Annotated in this window: 14 protein-coding genes and 1 tRNA gene; 8 read left to right on the top strand and 7 right to left on the bottom strand. The window is 72.0% G+C overall.

Annotated features, from left to right (window positions below; genetic code table 11):
* Positions 1–128 precede the first annotated feature (128 nt).
* From sepX to OUQ99_RS03795, 4 genes are all read left to right on the top strand, one after another.
* The gene (gene sepX, locus OUQ99_RS03780) at positions 129–782 is read left to right on the top strand and encodes a divisome protein SepX/GlpR (RefSeq protein ID WP_267948032.1); all 654 of its coding nucleotides are present in this window, start codon (positions 129–131) and stop codon (positions 780–782) included.
* A 68-nt stretch (positions 783–850) separates the two neighbouring features.
* A tRNA-Ala gene (locus OUQ99_RS03785) sits at positions 851–927 on the top strand.
* A gap of 388 nt (positions 928–1,315) precedes the next feature.
* Entirely contained in the window at positions 1,316–1,945 is a 630-nt protein-coding gene (locus OUQ99_RS03790) for a TetR/AcrR family transcriptional regulator (RefSeq protein ID WP_267948033.1), read from the top strand.
* Positions 1,946–3,163: 1,218 nt separating this feature from the next.
* Positions 3,164–3,706, top strand: a complete 543-nt coding sequence (locus tag OUQ99_RS03795; protein WP_267948034.1) for a hypothetical protein — start codon at positions 3,164–3,166, stop codon at positions 3,704–3,706.
* Positions 3,707–3,741: 35 nt separating this feature from the next.
* On the opposite strand, the gene OUQ99_RS03800 is transcribed toward OUQ99_RS03795, so the two are convergent.
* From OUQ99_RS03800 to OUQ99_RS03810, 3 genes are all read right to left on the bottom strand, one after another.
* Complete coding sequence (locus OUQ99_RS03800; protein ID WP_267948035.1) at positions 3,742–4,050, bottom strand: sec-independent translocase; 309 nt, start codon at positions 4,048–4,050, stop codon at positions 3,742–3,744.
* Positions 4,051–4,207: 157 nt separating this feature from the next.
* Positions 4,208–4,411, bottom strand: a complete 204-nt coding sequence (locus OUQ99_RS03805; RefSeq protein WP_267948036.1) for a cold-shock protein — start codon at positions 4,409–4,411, stop codon at positions 4,208–4,210.
* 307 nt (positions 4,412–4,718) lie between these two features.
* Positions 4,719–6,365 carry a dolichyl-phosphate-mannose--protein mannosyltransferase gene (locus tag OUQ99_RS03810; RefSeq protein WP_267948037.1) on the bottom strand — a complete coding sequence of 549 codons (1,647 nt, stop codon included), beginning with the start codon at positions 6,363–6,365 and terminating at the stop codon, positions 4,719–4,721.
* A gap of 111 nt (positions 6,366–6,476) precedes the next feature.
* Between OUQ99_RS03810 and rsmI the strand changes: the two genes are divergently transcribed.
* On the top strand, positions 6,477–7,352 hold the full coding sequence (rsmI, locus tag OUQ99_RS03815; RefSeq protein ID WP_267948038.1) for a 16S rRNA (cytidine(1402)-2'-O)-methyltransferase: 876 nt from the start codon (positions 6,477–6,479) through the stop codon (positions 7,350–7,352).
* A gap of 150 nt (positions 7,353–7,502) precedes the next feature.
* On the top strand, positions 7,503–8,165 hold the full coding sequence (locus tag OUQ99_RS03820) for an AIM24 family protein (protein WP_267948039.1): 663 nt from the start codon (positions 7,503–7,505) through the stop codon (positions 8,163–8,165).
* A 118-nt stretch (positions 8,166–8,283) separates the two neighbouring features.
* Here the strand turns inward: OUQ99_RS03820 and secD are convergent, their stop codons facing one another.
* Both secD and OUQ99_RS03830 read right to left on the bottom strand, forming a co-directional pair.
* Positions 8,284–10,944 carry a protein translocase subunit SecD gene (gene secD / locus OUQ99_RS03825; RefSeq protein WP_267948040.1) on the bottom strand — a complete coding sequence of 887 codons (2,661 nt, stop codon included), beginning with the start codon at positions 10,942–10,944 and terminating at the stop codon, positions 8,284–8,286.
* Between the two features lie 82 nt (positions 10,945–11,026).
* Positions 11,027–11,482, bottom strand: coding sequence for a hypothetical protein (locus tag OUQ99_RS03830; protein WP_267948041.1), 456 nt, complete (start codon positions 11,480–11,482; stop codon positions 11,027–11,029).
* Positions 11,483–11,708: 226 nt separating this feature from the next.
* On the opposite strand from OUQ99_RS03830, the gene metG reads away from it, so the two are divergent.
* Positions 11,709–13,526, top strand: coding sequence for a methionine--tRNA ligase (metG, locus tag OUQ99_RS03835; RefSeq protein ID WP_267948042.1), 1,818 nt, complete (start codon positions 11,709–11,711; stop codon positions 13,524–13,526).
* An 83-nt stretch (positions 13,527–13,609) separates the two neighbouring features.
* Complete coding sequence (locus tag OUQ99_RS03840; RefSeq protein WP_267948043.1) at positions 13,610–14,533, top strand: TatD family hydrolase; 924 nt, start codon at positions 13,610–13,612, stop codon at positions 14,531–14,533.
* Between the two features lie 153 nt (positions 14,534–14,686).
* Here the strand turns inward: OUQ99_RS03840 and rsgA are convergent, their stop codons facing one another.
* Both rsgA and OUQ99_RS03850 read right to left on the bottom strand, forming a co-directional pair.
* A complete protein-coding gene (rsgA, locus tag OUQ99_RS03845; RefSeq protein ID WP_267948044.1) occupies positions 14,687–15,796 on the bottom strand; it encodes a ribosome small subunit-dependent GTPase A in 1,110 nt (369 codons plus the stop codon).
* A 209-nt stretch (positions 15,797–16,005) separates the two neighbouring features.
* Positions 16,006–16,893 carry an MHYT domain-containing protein gene (locus tag OUQ99_RS03850; RefSeq protein WP_267948045.1) on the bottom strand — a complete coding sequence of 296 codons (888 nt, stop codon included), beginning with the start codon at positions 16,891–16,893 and terminating at the stop codon, positions 16,006–16,008.
* Between the last annotated feature and the right edge of the window lie 128 nt (positions 16,894–17,021).

Genomic DNA, 17,021 nt, shown 5'->3' on the forward strand with positions numbered 1-17,021 from the left:
CGAGGCGGGTCCGGAACGATGTCCCAGCGGGAGACGTCTCTACATCCGGGAGGACCGGGGGTACCACGCGACGCGGTGTCGACGACGTGTCGATCAACGTCCAGTGGCCGTCATCGTGAGGAGGGGTGATGAGCAGCTCTCCTCTGTACCTGGCCATCGTGGTGGTGTGGCTCATAGTCCTTGTGCCGATGTTGTTGCGCAAGGACTCCGCGGAGGTCGTCTACGACGAGCAGCGCGGGGACGACGAGGGTCCCGGCGAGCCCGGCGCCGACGGGCCCGGGGAGGACGTCGACGGCCGGGCCGACGACGAAGACCCCGACCTGACCGAGACCCAGGTCATCCACCGGGACGACCTGGAGCCCGATCCCGGGGTGCGCGGCGCGCAGGAGATCGACCGGGCCCGGGAGCAGTACCGGGCCGGCCGCGAGCCGCGTGCGCGGGTGATCGCCCGCCGCCGGCGCCGCACCAGCGTGCTCACGCTGGTGACCGTCGCCACGGCCGCCGCCGTCTCGCTGGGGCTGGGGCCGTGGTGGGTGATCGCCCCGCCGGTGCTCCTGCTCTCCGGGCACCTGATCCTCCTCCGGGAGGCGGCCAAGGCCGACGCCGAGCAGCGGGAGGCGGCCGCGCGGGCCCGCCGCAGGGCCGTGCTCCGCGCCCGCAGGGCCGAGGAGGAGCAGCGCGTCGACGCCGAGCGCGAGGCCAAGGTCATCGCCCTCCAGGAGCGGCGCAGCCAGGTGTACGACCAGTACGCGGACGCGCGTCTGCGAGCCGCCGGGGACTGATCCCGGCCCGGGGTGGAACGGTCGGTTCGGACCACCCCGGGATTCCTGCTATCGTTTAACTCGTCTTCGGGGCTATGGCGCAGTCCGGTAGCGCACCTCGTTCGCATCGAGGGGGTCTGGGGTTCAAATCCCCATAGCTCCACCAGAAGACCAGGCGGGTCACGTCCTTCGGGACGGGCCCGCCTGGATTTTTTTCGCGGCCCGACCGAGGGCGCGTCGAGGGGCCGCCGCCGCGGCCCCTCCGGTGTGTCCGGGGCGCCCGCGGCCGCCGCTGGACGGGAGAGGCGGAAGGGGCCCGCGCCCGGTCGGACGCGGACCCCTTGCCGTGCGGCCCCGGACCGAGGGGCACTGCTCTTCCCTGCGGCGGGCGGTCGTTTCCGGACCGGAGCCCCGAGTTTCACCGGCGAAGTGTCCATCCCCTGAGACGGGGCGGGCCGGTGCCCCACAGACTACCCCCGGGCTCCCGGGGGGTTTCCCGGCAGGAGCCGCCCGTCATCTTCACGCCGGAAACTTACCGGCGTACAGTTCGAGTCATGGCAGACGGATACCACCACGGAAACCTGCGGGCCGCCGTCCTGGAACGGGCCGCGGAGGTCATCGAGAGGGAGGGGCCCTACTCCTTCAGCCTGCGCTCGCTCGCGGCCGACCTCGGGGTGAGCCACACGGCCCCGCGACACCACTTCGGGAGCCGCGAGGGCGTGCTCAACGCCCTGGCCGTCGAGGGGTTCCGGGACCTCGCCGCGCGGCTGAGGGCCGACCGGGAGGCCGGTGGAGGGTTCCTGGAGGCGGGGGTCGAGTACGTGCGGTTCGCCACGGACCGCCCGGCCCACTTCCAGGTGATGTTCGCGCCCACCCTGCTGGGCGAGGGCGACGAGGAGCTGGAGGCCGCGCGCGAGGCGGCGTTCGCCGAGCTCCAGGGCGGTGTGAGGTCACTGGCCGAGGAGGGGCGCCCCGTCGAGGACGGCGCCGCGGCCGTGGTCGCCGGCTGGGCGATCGTGCACGGCATCGCGACCCTCGCCCTCACCGGCAACCTCGACAGGTCCGGCGTCCGGCGGCTGTTCGAGGACACCGACCTGCTCACCATCACACGCCGGAGCGCGGGGCTCCTGTTCGGCCCGGTGTCCGGCCCCTCGGGGGGAGTGCCGGGAACCGGGTCCGGCTGATCCCGCCGGACGCGGTTCCGCGGCCGTTGCCGGCCCCTGCTGCGGCGACCGCGCCGGGCCCGGTCCCGGCATCGGCGGAACGGCGCCCGGCGGCCGCGGGCGGGCTCCGCGGCCCGGGTGACGGGAGGCGGACGCCCCGGCGCCCCTGCGGGGGCGCCGGAGGGGCACTGAGGGGCATCGGGGGGCGCCGGGACCCCCGGGTCGAGGACGCCGACCGCGGGCTCCGGAGGCGGCTCCTCCGGGGCGCCCGGCGTCCGGCGGGACCGCGCGGGCCGCGGGCGCCGGGCCCGCGTGCGGGAGCCCCCGGCGGGGGACCCGCGGTCCTCCCGACCCCTCCGCTCCCGACCCCTTGGGGCGGGGGCCCCGGCGCTCCCCGGGGGAGGCCCCCCCGGGGCGGCGGACCAGAAGGGGCTGATGGTTATGAGCCTTAGCGGGTGACCGAAACTCGGCGCCGAGATCCGATCGTCGGACGGTCGTCGCCCGGCGTGCCAGGGAGTCCATGACGCGCTGTCACCGTCAGGGGTGACGAGTTCGCGGTGAAAAGATGTGGATACCTCCGTTTTCTGGCACTCTGTCCGTGAGATCCTGGATGGTGTCCGCCCGTCACCCTGCGGATTTCGGGGGGAGTCGGTCGAAGAATAGCTCCGGTCTTCACTCGGAGTTCACGTTCGCCACTGTCGCTCTCTGTTATCCGTGTGGAATGTATTTTGCGGATGGGTGGGCTTGTTTTGGCAGGTCGTGGGGCAGGGTGAGTGTCATGTACATGAATAGCAGCCCCTCTGAACTGCGAAGACGCGTCGAGGTCGTTTATGTGGAAGGTGAGCACGGTGATTTTTCCGGTCCCCGTGTCGTAAAACGATGAATGTTTCACTCCGGGTCTTGCGTGAACAGAGCACCCCACGACATCGTGGTCGTGGGATGGGCTGGAAGCCAAACGAAAGGTAGATGCCATGACCACGCACGCGATGACCGTCCGTAACAACGGGTGGTCCTGGCTGTAACCAGTCCGCCGAACGGGTTTCACTGAACCCCGAAGCCCGGGCCTGTCCGATCCATGATCGGGTGGGCCCTTCGTCCTTCCGGCGCCCGGTCGGCCCCGCTCCGCCGGCCGACGGTTCGCGGCGCGCTGATTTGACGGCGGACCGCACCGGGTAGGGACACGGACACGACCCCCGGTCCGGCCAGGGCCGGGTCCCGCCAACCGTGAAGGGGCGGACCGTGCCCGATTCCCCCCAGCCCCCCGGCGGCTACGAGTACCCGGAGGAACCGGCTCCGGCCGGAGGGTACGAGCCGCCCGGCCCCCGGCCCGAACCCCCGCAGCCGCCTCCGGAGACCACGGTCCGACCGGCCGGGGACGAGGAGGGCGGGCCGTTGGCCGCGGCGGAGCGCTTCCGGCGCACCACGCCGGCCCGCCTCAGGACGATCCCGGCGCACAGGAGCGGGGGCCACTGGCGGCTGCTCGCCGGGACGCTCACCTACGTGATGGTGGTCGGGGGGATGGCCGACTACGTCGAGCCGGAGACCCGCGCCTTCGCCCACCTGGTGTTCTGGCTGCTCATCGCGGTCGCGTTCGCGGTCACCGTCGTGCGTGAGCGCCGCCACGGGTGGGACCCCGCGCCGCGCTGGCCGTGGGCGGCGGGCGCCGTCGGGGGCGCGCTCGCGGTGGAGGTGCTCATCCTGGCGTTCGGCTCACCGGCGATCATCACCGGCTCGGTGATCCTGCTCGGCCTGGGCCTGTTCGTGCTCATGCTCGTGGGGTGAGGGCGCGGGGAGGGCCGGCTGCGGAGCGGACGGGGTCAGGTGGCCTCGTCGTCGAAGGGCGGGCGCTTGCCGTTGAGGCGCGCCGCGGGCTTCCTCTCCTGCTCCTCTTCCTCCCAGAAGTGCTTCTGCACGAAGCGCTTGGGGTTGAGGTCCTGGACGTCGAAGTCCTTGAACTCCGGGCCCAGCCCCTCCTTGATGTCGTTGGACGCCGAGTTGGCCATGGTCCGCAGTTGTCTCAGGACCCGCCCGACCTGCTGGGCGGCCTTCGGCAGCTGGTCGGGCCCGAAGATCAGCAGCGCGAGAAGGAGGAGGATGACGAACTCCACCCCGCTGATGTTGAACATGCGCGACCCTCGTCCCTCGGTGTACCTACCGGCCCCATGCAGGTTAACCGGTATCAGCCGGGTGCGGTAACCCTGCCCCGGTCACACCTGGGAGACGGAACGCGGACCAGCCCCCCACTCGGAGAGCGGAGGGCTGGGGAAACGCACGTGCGGCGGTCTAGATCGCTCGAACGTCCGCCGCCTGCGGGCCCTTCGGGCCCTGGATGATGTCGAACTCGACCTTCTGGTCCTCTTCCAGGTTCCGGAAGCCGGTGCCCGTGATCGCCGAATAGTGCACGAACACGTCGGGCTGACCACCCTCGACGGCGATGAACCCGAAACCCTTCTCAGAGTTGAACCACTTCACGGTGCCCTGAGCCATGTGCTCTCCCTTGGGGACTACGGCGGGGCCGCACCCTGCTGGCCCCGGGTCGCCGGGCGCCGAACCGACGAGTAATCCCCGTATCGACGAGCGCCCACGTGAAGTTCCGCGAGGCGCCTCGGGCATCCATGGAAACTACAACAGCAACCAGTTGCAGACAGTACCAGGGAGGGTGGTGCCGTGCCGAGCCTTTCGCGGCAGGAATCCGCCCTTCCCCGGTGTCCTGTTTCGGCTACTGGAAACTGTTGCTTTCCGCTCTCTCTGCCACTAATGGAGATCGGCGGAATGCGTGTTCTCCACCGGTGGTTCAGGAAGCGTCGTTGCCGTAGATCCACACGTCGAACCAGAGGCGTTCCCGCCAGACCGACTCCTCGATCGGATAGGCGGCCAACACCGGATAGAAGTACGCGAAGTAGGCGACGATCAACAACAGGACGACGCCGTAGACGATGCCTCCGCCCGCCCTCAGATAGGGGGCGAAACGCGGGCTGTCGTCCCCTGCCCCCATCACCAGGCCGAGCGCAAGCACGATCGCCAGGACGAGGAAGGGCAGGAGCGGGAGCGCGTAGAAGAGGAACATGGGGCGGTCCGGGTAGGCGAACCACGGCAGCCACCCCGCGGCGACGGCCAGCAGCACCGCGCCCGCGCGCCAGTCGCGGAAGGTCACCCACCAGGCGAACATGACGACCAGGGCGAGCAGGCTGACCCACCAGATGATCGGCGTGCCGATCGACACGACCGAGGTCACGCAGTTGCCGGTCCCGCAGCCGACGGCCTCGCCGTTGTAGTGGAACATCACCGGTGTGCGCATGACGAGCCACTCCCACGGAGCGGAGATGTAGGAGTGGTCGCTGGTGAGCTCGGTGTGGAACCCCATCATCCGCCGGTGGTAGTCCCACAGGCTCCACAGCGCCTCCACCGGGGCGTGCAGGAACCCGGGGACCACGTCCGGCAGCATCCCGTCCGCGTAGTCGCGGTTGTAGCCGCCCCGCGTGAACAGCCAGCCCGACCACGAGACCAGGTAGACGACCCCCGCCACCACCACGGTCTGGAGGAACGCCGGCACGGCGTCGGTCCCGAGCCAGCGCCAGAACGGGCGCACCTGGCCGACGCTGGACCGCGCCCCGTAGTCCCACGCCACCGTGAGCAGTCCGAACGCCGCCACGAAGAACAGCGCCGACCACTTGGTGCCGATCGCCAGCCCGAAGCACAGCCCCGCCGCGAGCCGCCACCAGCGCATCCCCAGCCAGCCCACCGCCGCCAGGTCCGCCCCCGCCTCCGACAGCCGGACGAGCCGCTCCCGCGTCCTGTCCCGGTCGATGACCAGGCAGGTGAACCCGGCGAGGATCCACAGGGTGAGGAAGATGTCCACCATGGCGATGCGGCTCAGCGTGAAGTGCAGGCCGTCCAGCGCCATGATCAGGCCCGCCGTGCAGCCCAGCAGCAGCGACCGGGTCATGCGGGTGGCCAGGCGCACCAGGATGAGGACCGAGACCGTGCCGGCCAGGGCCGCGGCGAACCGCCACCCCTCCGGGGTCATCGTGGCGCCGAACGGGAACAGCGACCAGACCCAGTCGCCCAGGGCGATCATCCACTTGCCGACCGGGGGGTGGACGATGAAGTCGCCGCCTCCCGCGAAGATGTCCTGGCTGCCGCTGTTGAGGAGGTCGTCGGCCTCGATCGGCTCCTCGCGGGTCTCGTGCTCGTAGCCGTACCGCCAGAGCCCGTAGGCGTCCTTGGCGTAGTAGGTCTCGTCGAAGTAGATCCGCTCGGGCTGCCCCAGGTTGAAGAGCCTGAGCGCCCCGGCGAACAGCGCGACGAGGGAGGCCCCCAGCCAGGCCAGCCACCAGGGGGAGGGATCGGCGGGCAGGAACCGTGCGCGCAGCGGGACCCTGCGGGGCGGAGAGGGCGGCGTCGAGGGCTCTGCCTCGGAGGAAAGTGCGGTGGAGGTCATCTCGGCTCGTAGGTTGGGGTCGGAGATGGTTGTCCATTGCGGACGTACCACGAAACCAGGTTTCGGGTGGCGTGATAGAGCCAACCGTAGCGTGACAGGACGGGGATCACAGTGGTTGAGGGCGGAGCTGCGACGCGGAGGGTCGGGACCCTGACTCTCGCCGGGTTGCCCATCGGGAACGTGGAGGACGCGCCGCCCCGGCTGCTCCGGGCCCTGGGGGAGGCACGTGTCATCGCGGCCGAGGACACCCGCAGGCTACGCCAGTTCGCCTCGCGTGCGGATGTGCGCCTGGGCGGGGCCGAGGGGGCCCGCGTGGTGTCGTACTACGACGCCAACGAGGCGAGGCGCACCGACGAGCTGATGACCGACCTGAGGGAGGGCCGCGACGTCATCGTCGTGACCGACGCGGGGATGCCGGGGGTCTCCGATCCCGGCTACCGGCTCGCCGCCGCCTGCGCCGAGGAGGACATCCCCGTCACGGCCATCCCCGGGCCCTCCGCCGTCACCACCGCGCTCGTCGTGTCCGGGCTGCCGACCGACCGCTTCTGCTTCGAGGGCTTCCCGCCCCGCAAGGGGCTCCGCGGGTACCTGGCCGACCTGGCGGCGGAGCGCCGCACCATGGTGTTCTTCGAGAGCCCGCACCGCGTCGCCGCGACCCTGGGGGCGATGGCGGACGCGTTCGGCGCCGACCGCAGGGCCGCCGTCTGCCGGGAGCTGACCAAGACCTACGAGGAGGTGCGCCGGGGCGGGCTCGGGGAGCTGGCGGCCTGGGCGGCCGACGGGGTGCGGGGCGAGGTCTCCGTCGTGGTGGAGGGGGCCCGCGGGCGCGCGGGGGAGGCGACGGACGAGGAGCTGGCCGGCGCCGTCGCCGCTCTGGAGGAGGAGGGCGTGCGCCGCAAGGAGGCGATCACCCGCGTGGCCAAGGAGACGGGCGTGCCCAAGCGCCGGGTCTACGACCTCGTGCACGGGATCGTCGCTGCCGACTGACCCCGCGCCCCGCCCCGCGCTTCCCCCGGCCCCGGGGGAAGCGGGGGCACAGGCGGACGGAGCCCGGGAGAACAGGGGCGGCACGCGGAACCTTTCCGCGTCCGGAGCGTCTCACCAGGAGCACACGTGACCGTCGATCGAGGATCGTTCATGAGAAGTCAGCTCTTCCAGCAGGCCCAGGAGAACACCCAGCCTGGCATGCACCTCCAGAACCACAAGATGCTCCGTGTGGGCCTCAACGGCGAGTTCTACGCCCGCCAGGGCGCCATGGTCGCCTACCAGGGGCAGGTCGACTTCTCCTACGAGGGGGCGGGGGGCGTCGGCAAGTTCTTCAAGAAGGCCTTCACGGGCGAGGGCCTGCCGCTGATGAAGGTCTCCGGCCGCGGGGACGTGTTCCTCGCCCGCGACGCCTGGGACGTCCACCTGATCGACCTGGAGGACGAGCAGCTCACCGTGAACGGTCAGAACGTGCTGGCCTTCGAGGGGGGTCTGAGCTGGGACATCCGCCGGGTCGAGGGGGCCGGGATAGCGGCCGGCGGCCTGTTCAACACGGTCTTCGGCGGGCGTGGCCGCGTGGCCGTCGCCTGCCACGGCGCTCCCGTGCTGATCAACGTCGACCAGCCCACCTTCGTCGACACCGACTCCGCCGTGGCCTGGTCCAGCACTCTGCGCACCGGCGTGCGCCGCACGATGAAGGCCGGGGCGCTGATCGGCCGCGGCAGCGGCGAGGCGGTCCAGCTGTCCTTCGAGGGGCAGGGCTTCGTCCTCGTGCAGGCCTCCGAGGGGCCGCCGGCGCCCGTCGCCGCCGGCTGATCCGCCGCCCGTCCGGGCGGGGAACGGCGAGGGCCCCGGGAACGTGTCACCACACGTTCCCGGGGCCCTCGTCCGTTCGGCCGGGACCTCCGCGAGGAGGCCCCGGCGCCGAACACGGCTAGACCACGGCGCCGTCGTCGGCCTCGCGGGCGGCCTTGGCCGCCACCTTCTGCTTGGCCTTGCGGTCCTTGATCACGTGGGGCGGGGCCGTGCGGTCCCACTTCTGCAGCCAGATGGCGAGCGGCACGGCGACGAACACCGTGGACACCACGCCCGTGGTCAGACCGACCAGCATCGCGATCGAGAAGTCCTGGAGCGAGGACCCGCCGAGGAAGACGAGGAAGCCCAGGATGATCCACGCGCCGACGGTGGTGTTGACCGTACGCGGCAGGGTGTTGAGGACCGCCCGGTTGGCGATCTCCTTGAACGAGGACTTCTCGTCCCTCGCCCACTCGTCGCGCACCCGGTCGAACACCACCACCGTGTCGTTGACGGTGAAGCCGATGACACTCAGGATCGACGCCAGGAAGACGCCGTCGATCGGCTTGCCGAGCCAGATGAACAGGCCGACCACCAGCAGCATGTTGAACGCCAGGGACAGCATCGTGGAGACGCCGAACGACCAGCGGAAGCGCCAGGCCAGGTAGATCATCTGGAGCGTCAGCGCGGCGCCCAGGGCGATCAGGGCCCGGTTGCGCAGCTCGTCGCCCATGCTCGGGCCGATCAGCTCGTCGCTGACCCTCTCCACGCCGCCGGTCGCCTCCGACAGGGCGTCGGTGATGCTCTCCGCCTCCGGGTCGGAGATGTCGCCGGTGCGCACGGCGATGTCGCTGTCGCCGGACTCCTGCACGACGGCGGTGTCCGAGCCGGGGAAGTTCAGGCCCGAGATGATGTCGCGCGCCTCGTCCACCGAGATCGGGTCGCCGGTGACCTCGTACTCCATCACGCGGCCGCCGGTGAACTCGACACCGAGGTTGGTGTCGCGGATCAGCGGTGCGGCGATCGCGGCCGCCACGATCAGCGCGGCGACGACGAGGGCCTTGCCCCGGTGCTTCATGAGGTCGGGGTTCTTCTCGACCAGCCAGGTGCGGATCGGGCCGATCTGGTTCAGTCCGGTGACGGCCGGGTGCTTGCGGATGACCGCCCTGCGGACCGCCCACTCGACGAACACGCGCGCGATGACCAGCGCCGAGAACATCGAGACGACGGTGCCGATGCTCAGGGTCACGCCGAAGCCCTGGACGGTGCCGGAGGCGAAGAAGAACAGCAGGGCCGCCGCGATGAGCGTCGTGACGTTGGTGTCCAGGACGGCGCTCCACGCCTTCCGGGAGCCCTCGACGAACGCCTTCTCCAGGTTCGGCGGGACCGCCCTGCGGCGACGGCGGGCGAGCGCGCCCGTCTCGGCCTTGGCGGCCTCGTCCTCGGTGGCGTCACGCATGCCCGCGGACTTGTTGGACTCGTACACCTTCTGCTGGCGCTGGTACTCCTCGCGCGCCCGCTCGAAGATGAGCACGTTGGCGTCGATGGCCATGCCGATGGCCAGCACGAAGCCGGCCAGGCCCGGCAGGGTCAGCGTGGCCCCCAGCGCGACCAGCGCTCCGTACGCGATGAGCGTGTAGAACGCCAGGGCGACCGAGGCGAGGAAGCCGACCAGGCGGTACACCAGCGTGATGTACAGCGCGGTGAACGCGATGCCCAGGAGGGCGGCGATCGCGCTGGCCTCGATGGCGGCGGCGCCCAGGGTCGGGCCGACCGTCTGGCGCTGGACCTCGGTGACCGGCAGCGGCAGGGAGCCGCCCTCGATCAGCACGGCCAGCTCGTCCGCGGTCTCACTGGTGAAAGTGGGACTGGTGATGCTGGTGGAACCGCCCGGCATACCGACCTCGCAGCCGATCTCCGGGTTCACCTCCGGGGCGGAGATGATCTGGTCGTCCAGCACGATCGCCACACGGCGCCGCGGGTCGCCCTGCTCGTAGCAGGCCGCGGCGCCGGTCAGCTCCGCCCACTGGTCGCGGCCCTCGCCGCGGAAGTTGACGTTGACCGTCCACTGGGTGCGGTTGACGCTGTCGAGCGCCGCGTCGGCGCTGGACACCCGGTCGCCGCGGATGGCGGTCTCACCGAGCTGGAGGTAGGTGCCGTCGGCGTCCGGGAGCGTCATGGCGACGTCCTCCGGGTTCTCCGCGCTGGGACCCGCCGGGGCCTGCTGACCCCCGGTGGGGTCGCCGCCCATGCTGCCCATGAGCTCTTCCAGCTGCTCGGGGGTCATCTCCTCCCCGCCGCCGCCGGCGTCCTCGCCGCCCTCGGCGCCCTCGGCGTCGGAGGGTGCGCGGGCCTCGTCGGCCGCGGTGTCCGGCGCGTTCGCGAAGTCGCCGGCAGGGGGGGCCTGCACGCCCTGGCCGCCCTGCTCGCCGACGCCCAGCACGGGGTGGAAGGACAGCTGCGCGGTCCGGCCCACGATCTGGGCCGCCTCCGCGGGGTCCTGCACGCCGGGGAGCTCGACGATGATCCGGTTCTCACCGGACCGGGACATGGTCGCCTCGGCCACGCCGAGGCGGTCGATGCGCTGGCGCAGCACCTCGACGACCTGGTCGGTGTTGTCGGAGTCGGCGGGGGTGCCGTCGGCTCCGTCCTGGGTCTCCAGCACGATCTGCGTGCCGCCGCTGAGGTCGAGTCCCAGGCGGGGTGGGATGAACCACGCCGCGCCGAACGCGACGAGGATGACGAGGAGGGAGATGAGCGCGCGTGTCCAGCGCGCTCCCGCTCCCGTTTGACTGGACAAGGGGTAGGTACCTCTCACTGCGAAGACGGGTAGCCGAACGCACGCCCGGAAGGAACCGGGCGGGGGGTGTGGCCGGGGACGGTCAGATGACGGTGTTCGCTGCGAGAGGCGGGGCCCGCGTCGGCGGCAGCTCCCCGGAGGCGACCTGTTCGGGAACGGGGTCGGAGGCCGGGGGCGGCAGCGGCCACCAGGGCTGGTCCCACACGGCCAGGCGCAGGGCGCGACCGGGCACCGTGTCGGGCAGGTCGCGCAGGACGGAGCGCTGGTCGCAGGTGGTGGCGGGAGGGCCGACCGTGAGCACGGGGTTCTCGGCGAGGTTCGCGCGCTCGCGCGGGGTCACCGACTCCTGGGCGGCGCGGCCCGGGGCGCCGTCGGGGGCGCTGGCCAGGCCGTGCGGCGGCAGGTGGGCGGAGGCCGTCCCGCCGCCCGTGCCGGAGGCGACGGGGAACGACAGGATGACCAGCAGCACCATGCTCGTGAGGAGCGCGGTGGTGTGCCGGGCAGGGCGGGGTAGGGCACGGGTATCCGTGGTGACCACCGCCTCAGGTGAAGGACCGGGGAGAGGGCGTCTCCGTCACCGCGCGCCCCGGCGGCACGCGGATCGTCCAGCAGAGCATACGGGTACGGGTCCTCCCCGGGGAATCGTCCCCGGCGGGGAGAGGTGCGGGCCGCCGCGCGGATCGGCGGCGACACGGGGGGCCGGGGGCGCGCGAGCGGGAGAAATGAGGTGCGGGGCAGGCCCCCGGCGGCTTTAGGCTTGGGGCATGTCGTCGAATCGCCACATCCTGACCGCGGTCGCCTGGCCCTACGCCAACGGACCGCGCCACATCGGCCACGTGTCCGGCTTCGGGGTCCCCTCCGACGTCTTCTCCCGCTTCCAGCGAATGTCGGGCAACCACGTGCTGATGGTCAGCGGCACGGACGAGCACGGCACCCCGGTCCAGGTGCAGGCCGACCAGGAGGGCGTTACCCCGCGCGAGCTGGCCGACCGCTACAACCGGATCATCTCCGAGGACCTCGTCGCCCTCGGCCTGTCCTACGACCTCTTCACCCGCACCACCACGGGCAACCACTACGCGGTCGCCCAGCAGCTGTTCACCACGCTGTACGACAACGGGTACGTGTTCACCCGCACCACCAAGGGCGCGGTGTCCCCATCCAACGGCCGTACGCTGCCCGACCGCTACATCGAGGGCGTCTGCCCGATCTGCGGCTTCGACGGCGCGCGCGGCGACCAGTGCGACAACTGCGGCAACCAGCTCGACCCGATCGACCTCATCTCCCCCCGCTCGCGGATCAACGGCGAGACCCCCGAGTTCGTGGACAGCGAGCACTTCATGCTCGACCTGCCCGCGTTCGCGGAGGTGCTCACCGCCTGGCTCACGGGCAAGGAGGGCGAGTGGCGGCCCAACGTCCTCAAGTTCTCCCTGAACCTGGTGGACGACCTCCAGCCGCGCGCGGTCACCCGCGACCTCGACTGGGGCGTGCCGATCCCGCTGGACGGCTGGAGCGACAACGCCAACAAGCGCCTGTACGTGTGGTTCGACGCGGTGATCGGCTACCTGTCGGCGTCCATCGAGTGGGCGAAGCGGATCGGTGAGCCCGACGCGTGGAAGCGCTGGTGGCAGAGCGACGAGGCCCGGTCCTACTACTTCATGGGCAAGGACAACATCGTCTTCCACTCGGTGATCTGGCCGGCGATCCTGCTGGGGGCGTCGGGCCGGGGCGACCGGGGCGGCGAGCCCGGACCGCTCGGCGGGCTGGACGTCCCCACCGAGGTGGTCTCCAGCGAGTTCCTCACCATGGAGGGGCGCAAGTTCTCCTCCTCACGCCGCGTCGTCATCTATGTGCGCGACTTCCTGGAGCGCTACTCGGCCGACGCGCTGCGCTACTACATCATGGCCGCCGGGCCCGAGACCCAGGACACCGACTTCACCTGGGCCGAGTTCGTGCGCCGCAACAACGACGAGCTGGTCGCGGCCTGGGGCAACCTGGTCAACCGCTCCATCTCCATGGCCGCCAAGAACCTCGGGGAGATCCCCGCGGCCGGTGAGCTCACCGACGAGGACCGGGCCGTGCTGGAGGCGTCGAGGGGCGCGTTCGCGCGCGTCGGCGAGCGCCTGGAGCGCTCCCAGTTCAAGGCGGGCCTCCAGGAGGCCATGCGGACCGTCGCCGAGGCCAACAAGTACATCTCCGACCAGGCCCCGTGGGCGCTCAAGAAGACCGACCCCGAGCGGATGGCCACCGTCCTGCACGTGGCCCTCCAGCTGGTCCACGACGCCAACACCCTGCTGACGCCGTACCTGCCGGAGTCGGCCAACAAGGTGCACGCGATGCTCGGCGGCACCGGGACCTGGACGGGCATGCCCCGGCTCGACACCGGGCTCGACACCGTCGGCGGCTCGGAGGAGGCGGTGGACTACCTGGTCATCACCGGCGACTACGCCGGGGACGCCGCGCGCTGGGAGTCCACGCCGATCGTGCCGGGCACGCCGCTGGGCCGCCCCGAGCCGCTGTTCGCCAAGCTCGACCCGTCCGTCGTGGACGAGGAGCTGGCACGCCTGGAGAACCCCGCAGAGTAGGCCCGGGCGACGGCCGGGAAGCAGGACGACCGCGCCGACGGGCCACGCCCGTCGGCGCGCCTTCGCGAAGGAACGTGAACACCATGGGCAAGCGCAGCGGCAGAGCGGTCAGGGAGCGCAACGACCAGACCCCTCCGCCGGTACCGGAGCCCCTGCGCGTCCCGGTGGCCGACAGCCACACCCACATGGACATGCAGACCCCGGCCGTCGAGGACATCATCGCGGCCGCCGAGGGCGTCGGGGTGACCCCGCTCGTCCAGGTGGGCGTCGACCTGCCGTCGTCGCGGTGGGCGGCCGAGGTCGCCGCGGCGCACCCGGGGAAGGTGTGGGCCGCGGTGGCCCTGCACCCCAACGAGGCGCCGCGCATCGTGCACGGCGACGGAGCCTCCGGCGTGGAGCCCGACGACACCGACTGGGCCGGCAAGGCCAGGGAGCCGGCGGGCCGCGCGGGGCTGGAGGAGGCGCTCGCCGGGATCGACGAGCTGGCCGCACTGCCGCAGGTGGTGGCGGTCGGCGAGACCGGCATGGACACCTTCCGCACGGGGCCCGAGGGGGCGCGGGCGCAGGAGGAGTCGTTCCGCCGCCACATCGCCATCGCCAAGGCCCACGGCAAGGCCGTGATGATCCACGACCGCGACGCGCACGACGACGTGTTCCGGATCCTGGCCGACGAGGGCGCGCCGGAGCGCGTCGTCTTCCACTGCTTCTCCGGCGACGCCGGCATGGCCCGGGTGTGCGCCGAGCACGGGTACTTCATGAGCTTCGCCGGCAACGTCACCTTCGCCAGCGCCGAGTCGCTGCGCGAGGCCGCCGCGGCGGCGCCGCCGGAGCTGGTGCTGGTCGAGACCGACGCCCCGTTCCTCACGCCCAAGCCCTACCGGGGGCGCCCCAACGCCCCGTACCTGATCCCGCACACCCTGCGCCTGCTGGCCGAGGTCAAGGGGATGGACGAGGACGAGCTCGCCGGGATCGTCGCGGGCAACGCCCGCCGCGCCTTCGGGTTCTGAGGGGGCGGCCGGGGTCCGGCGCGCGCCCCGTGCGACCCCGGCGGGCGGCCCCCGCCGGGCGGCGACGGGTCCCTTCCCGGGCGGGAAGGGACCCGTCGCGTCCGATGGGGCCTCGGGGGCCGGGCGCAGGGCCCGGCGCGCCCGCGGGGCGGGTCAGCGGCCGCGCTTGAGCCGGGCGTTCGCGCGGGCCTCCCGCTCGGCGGCCTTCCACCGCTGCTTGCGCTCGGCGCGCACGCGCTGGTCGCCCCGGGCGCTGTTCCACTCGGCCTCGCGGCGGAGCCGGTTCCAGCGGGCCAGCCGTTCGGAGTCCAGTTCGCCCTCGTCGACGGCGGCGGTGATCGCGCAACCGGGCTCGGACCCGTGGGAGCAGTCCCGGAAACGGCACCGCCCGGCGAGTTCGCCGACGTCGGCGAAGGTCCGGTCGACGCCTTCGGGATCACCCGGCACGTCGATGCGCCGCACGCCGGGGATGTCCAGGACCAGTGCTCCGCCGGGCAGCTCCAGGAGCTGGCGGTGGGTGGTGGTGTGGCGCCCCCGCTTGTCCTGGCGGATCTCCCCGGTGTCCATCAGGGACTGTCCGGCGAGGGAGTTGACCAGGCTGGACTTGCCCGCCCCGGAGGTTCCCAGCAGCACCCACGAGGTGCCGGGCAGGAACCGGGGGGCCAGCTCCGCCAGCCCGTCGCCGGTGTGGGCGCTGACGCCGTACACGTCGGCGCCGGCGGCCACCGTCCGGACGAGTTCGAGGACCTCGGGGAGCCGGTCCCCGGCCAGCTCCGACTTGGTGACGGCGACGACCGGGGTCGCGCCGCAGGCCCAGGCGAGGCTGAGGAAGCGCTCCAGGCGGCCCACGTTGGGCCCCTGGTCGGCGGCCTCGCAGACCAGGACCGCGTCGACGTTGGCGGCCAGCACCTGGTCGTGGGAGTCCTTGGCCACGCCCTGGCGGACGAGGCTGGTGGAGCGTTCGAGGACGGCCTCCACGAGCCAGGTGTCACCGGACCGGCGTACGGCGACCCAGTCGCCGGCGCACGGGGCCGTGGAGGGGTCCTCCCGCGCGGCCCTGGTCAGGGCGGGGGCGTAGTCGGCGTGGGCCTCGCCCGGCAGGCGGACCAGCGCGCCGCCCCGGCGGGAGGAGGACACGCGTGCCGGGTACAGGGCGTGCCCGCTCGCGTGGGAAAGGGAGTCGAAGGCGTGTTCGACACGCGGGTTCCAGCCCAGCCCGGTCAGCGGGTGGGCGGTGGGCGTGTCGGTACGGGATGTGCTCACGGCGGTCTCTCTGGGAGGCGAGCCGTCCGGAGGGGGTTCCCTCAGGGCTCGCGGACGAACGGGAAGGCGGGGAGGGTGGTACTCGCAGAGTCGGTCATCGCTCTTCCTTCCGTCGTCGGTCGCCGTTCGGTGCACGACGCCCGCGGGCCCGCCGAGTCTAGGACCGGCGGGCCCGCGGGCTCCAGTGGTTTTCCGGGGTGTGCGGCGGCTCAGCGCCGCCTGGTCCACACGTCGTCCTCCGGGGCCCGCGCCGGCGGGGCCGGGGGCGCGGGCGCGGGGGCCGCGCCGTGGCGCGGCCGGTACCCGGCGTCGGGCACGCGCTCGCTGTCGGGCGGGGCGGGGGTCGCGTGGACCGGGCGCCGCGCGTAGTCGGGGCGCTCCTCGTCCACCCCGAGGAGGAGGAAGAGGCTGCAGACCAGCAGGAAGACGAACAGGCCCGTCATCATGGGCAGCAGCAGGTCCGTGGTGCTCGCCCCGGGCGGGGGGCCGTAGCGGTTCAGGCGCGAGGGCTCGATGTGGACCCCCAGCATGCCGGTGTAGTGCATGGAGGTCACCGCGACGGCCATCACCGGCGAGGCCAGGAGGATGGCGGTCATGCCGCGCAGCCGGGACGCGCACCACAGGGCGCTGGTGGCCGCGACCAGGGCGATCGCACTCGCCAGCGCGACGTAGACGGGGTCGTGGTGGAGTTCGCCGTGGACGCTCATCGACGCCATGCCGGTGTAGTGCATGGCGACGATGCCGGCCCCGGCGACGAGCCCGCCGAGCAGCAGGGTGGACGTCCTCTGCCACGAGATCGTGATGGTGAGGGCGACGCCCATGACCAGGACGGCGGTGACGCCGCTGACGACGGTGAGCAGGGCGTCGTAGCGGATCGAGGTGCCGACGGGGGAGAACCCCATCATGGCGATGAAGTGCATGGACCAGAGGGCCATGCCGCCGAGGGAGAGGGATGCCAGGGCCAGCCACTGCCACCGCGTGAAGGTCTTCGACCGGCGGGCACGGGCGGCGAAAGCCAGACCGAGGAACGAACCGATGGCCGAGACCGTGAAGGCGATGATGGGGGTGAGCCAGTCCTGGGTGGGGAGATCGACCACAACTCGCTACTTTCTATGACCTGAGTCACAAATCGACCCAGGTTATGGATAGTAGGGATGCTCAGGATGGGACACCAGGGGTTTGAGAAAACCCGGGTGGCCTGATGTGGCCATTCATCACCCGGCGG

This window comes from Streptomonospora nanhaiensis, assembly GCF_026642255.1.
GTDB lineage: Bacteria > Actinomycetota > Actinomycetes > Streptosporangiales > Streptosporangiaceae > Nocardiopsis > Nocardiopsis tropica.

What these genes read in the sequence shown, in the direction of transcription:
- sepX (WP_267948032.1), top strand. Translation starts at nt 129, where the DNA reads ATGAGCAGCTCTCCTCTGTACCTGGCCATCGTGGTGGTGTGGCTCATA.
- OUQ99_RS03790 (WP_267948033.1), top strand. Translation starts at nt 1,316, where the DNA reads ATGGCAGACGGATACCACCACGGAAACCTGCGGGCCGCCGTCCTGGAA.
- OUQ99_RS03800 (WP_267948035.1), bottom strand. Translation starts at nt 4,050, where the DNA reads ATGTTCAACATCAGCGGGGTGGAGTTCGTCATCCTCCTCCTTCTCGCG.
- OUQ99_RS03805 (WP_267948036.1), bottom strand. Translation starts at nt 4,411, where the DNA reads ATGGCTCAGGGCACCGTGAAGTGGTTCAACTCTGAGAAGGGTTTCGGG.
- OUQ99_RS03810 (WP_267948037.1), bottom strand. Translation starts at nt 6,365, where the DNA reads ATGACCTCCACCGCACTTTCCTCCGAGGCAGAGCCCTCGACGCCGCCC.
- OUQ99_RS03820 (WP_267948039.1), top strand. Translation starts at nt 7,503, where the DNA reads ATGAGAAGTCAGCTCTTCCAGCAGGCCCAGGAGAACACCCAGCCTGGC.
- metG (WP_267948042.1), top strand. Translation starts at nt 11,709, where the DNA reads ATGTCGTCGAATCGCCACATCCTGACCGCGGTCGCCTGGCCCTACGCC.
- OUQ99_RS03840 (WP_267948043.1), top strand. Translation starts at nt 13,610, where the DNA reads ATGGGCAAGCGCAGCGGCAGAGCGGTCAGGGAGCGCAACGACCAGACC.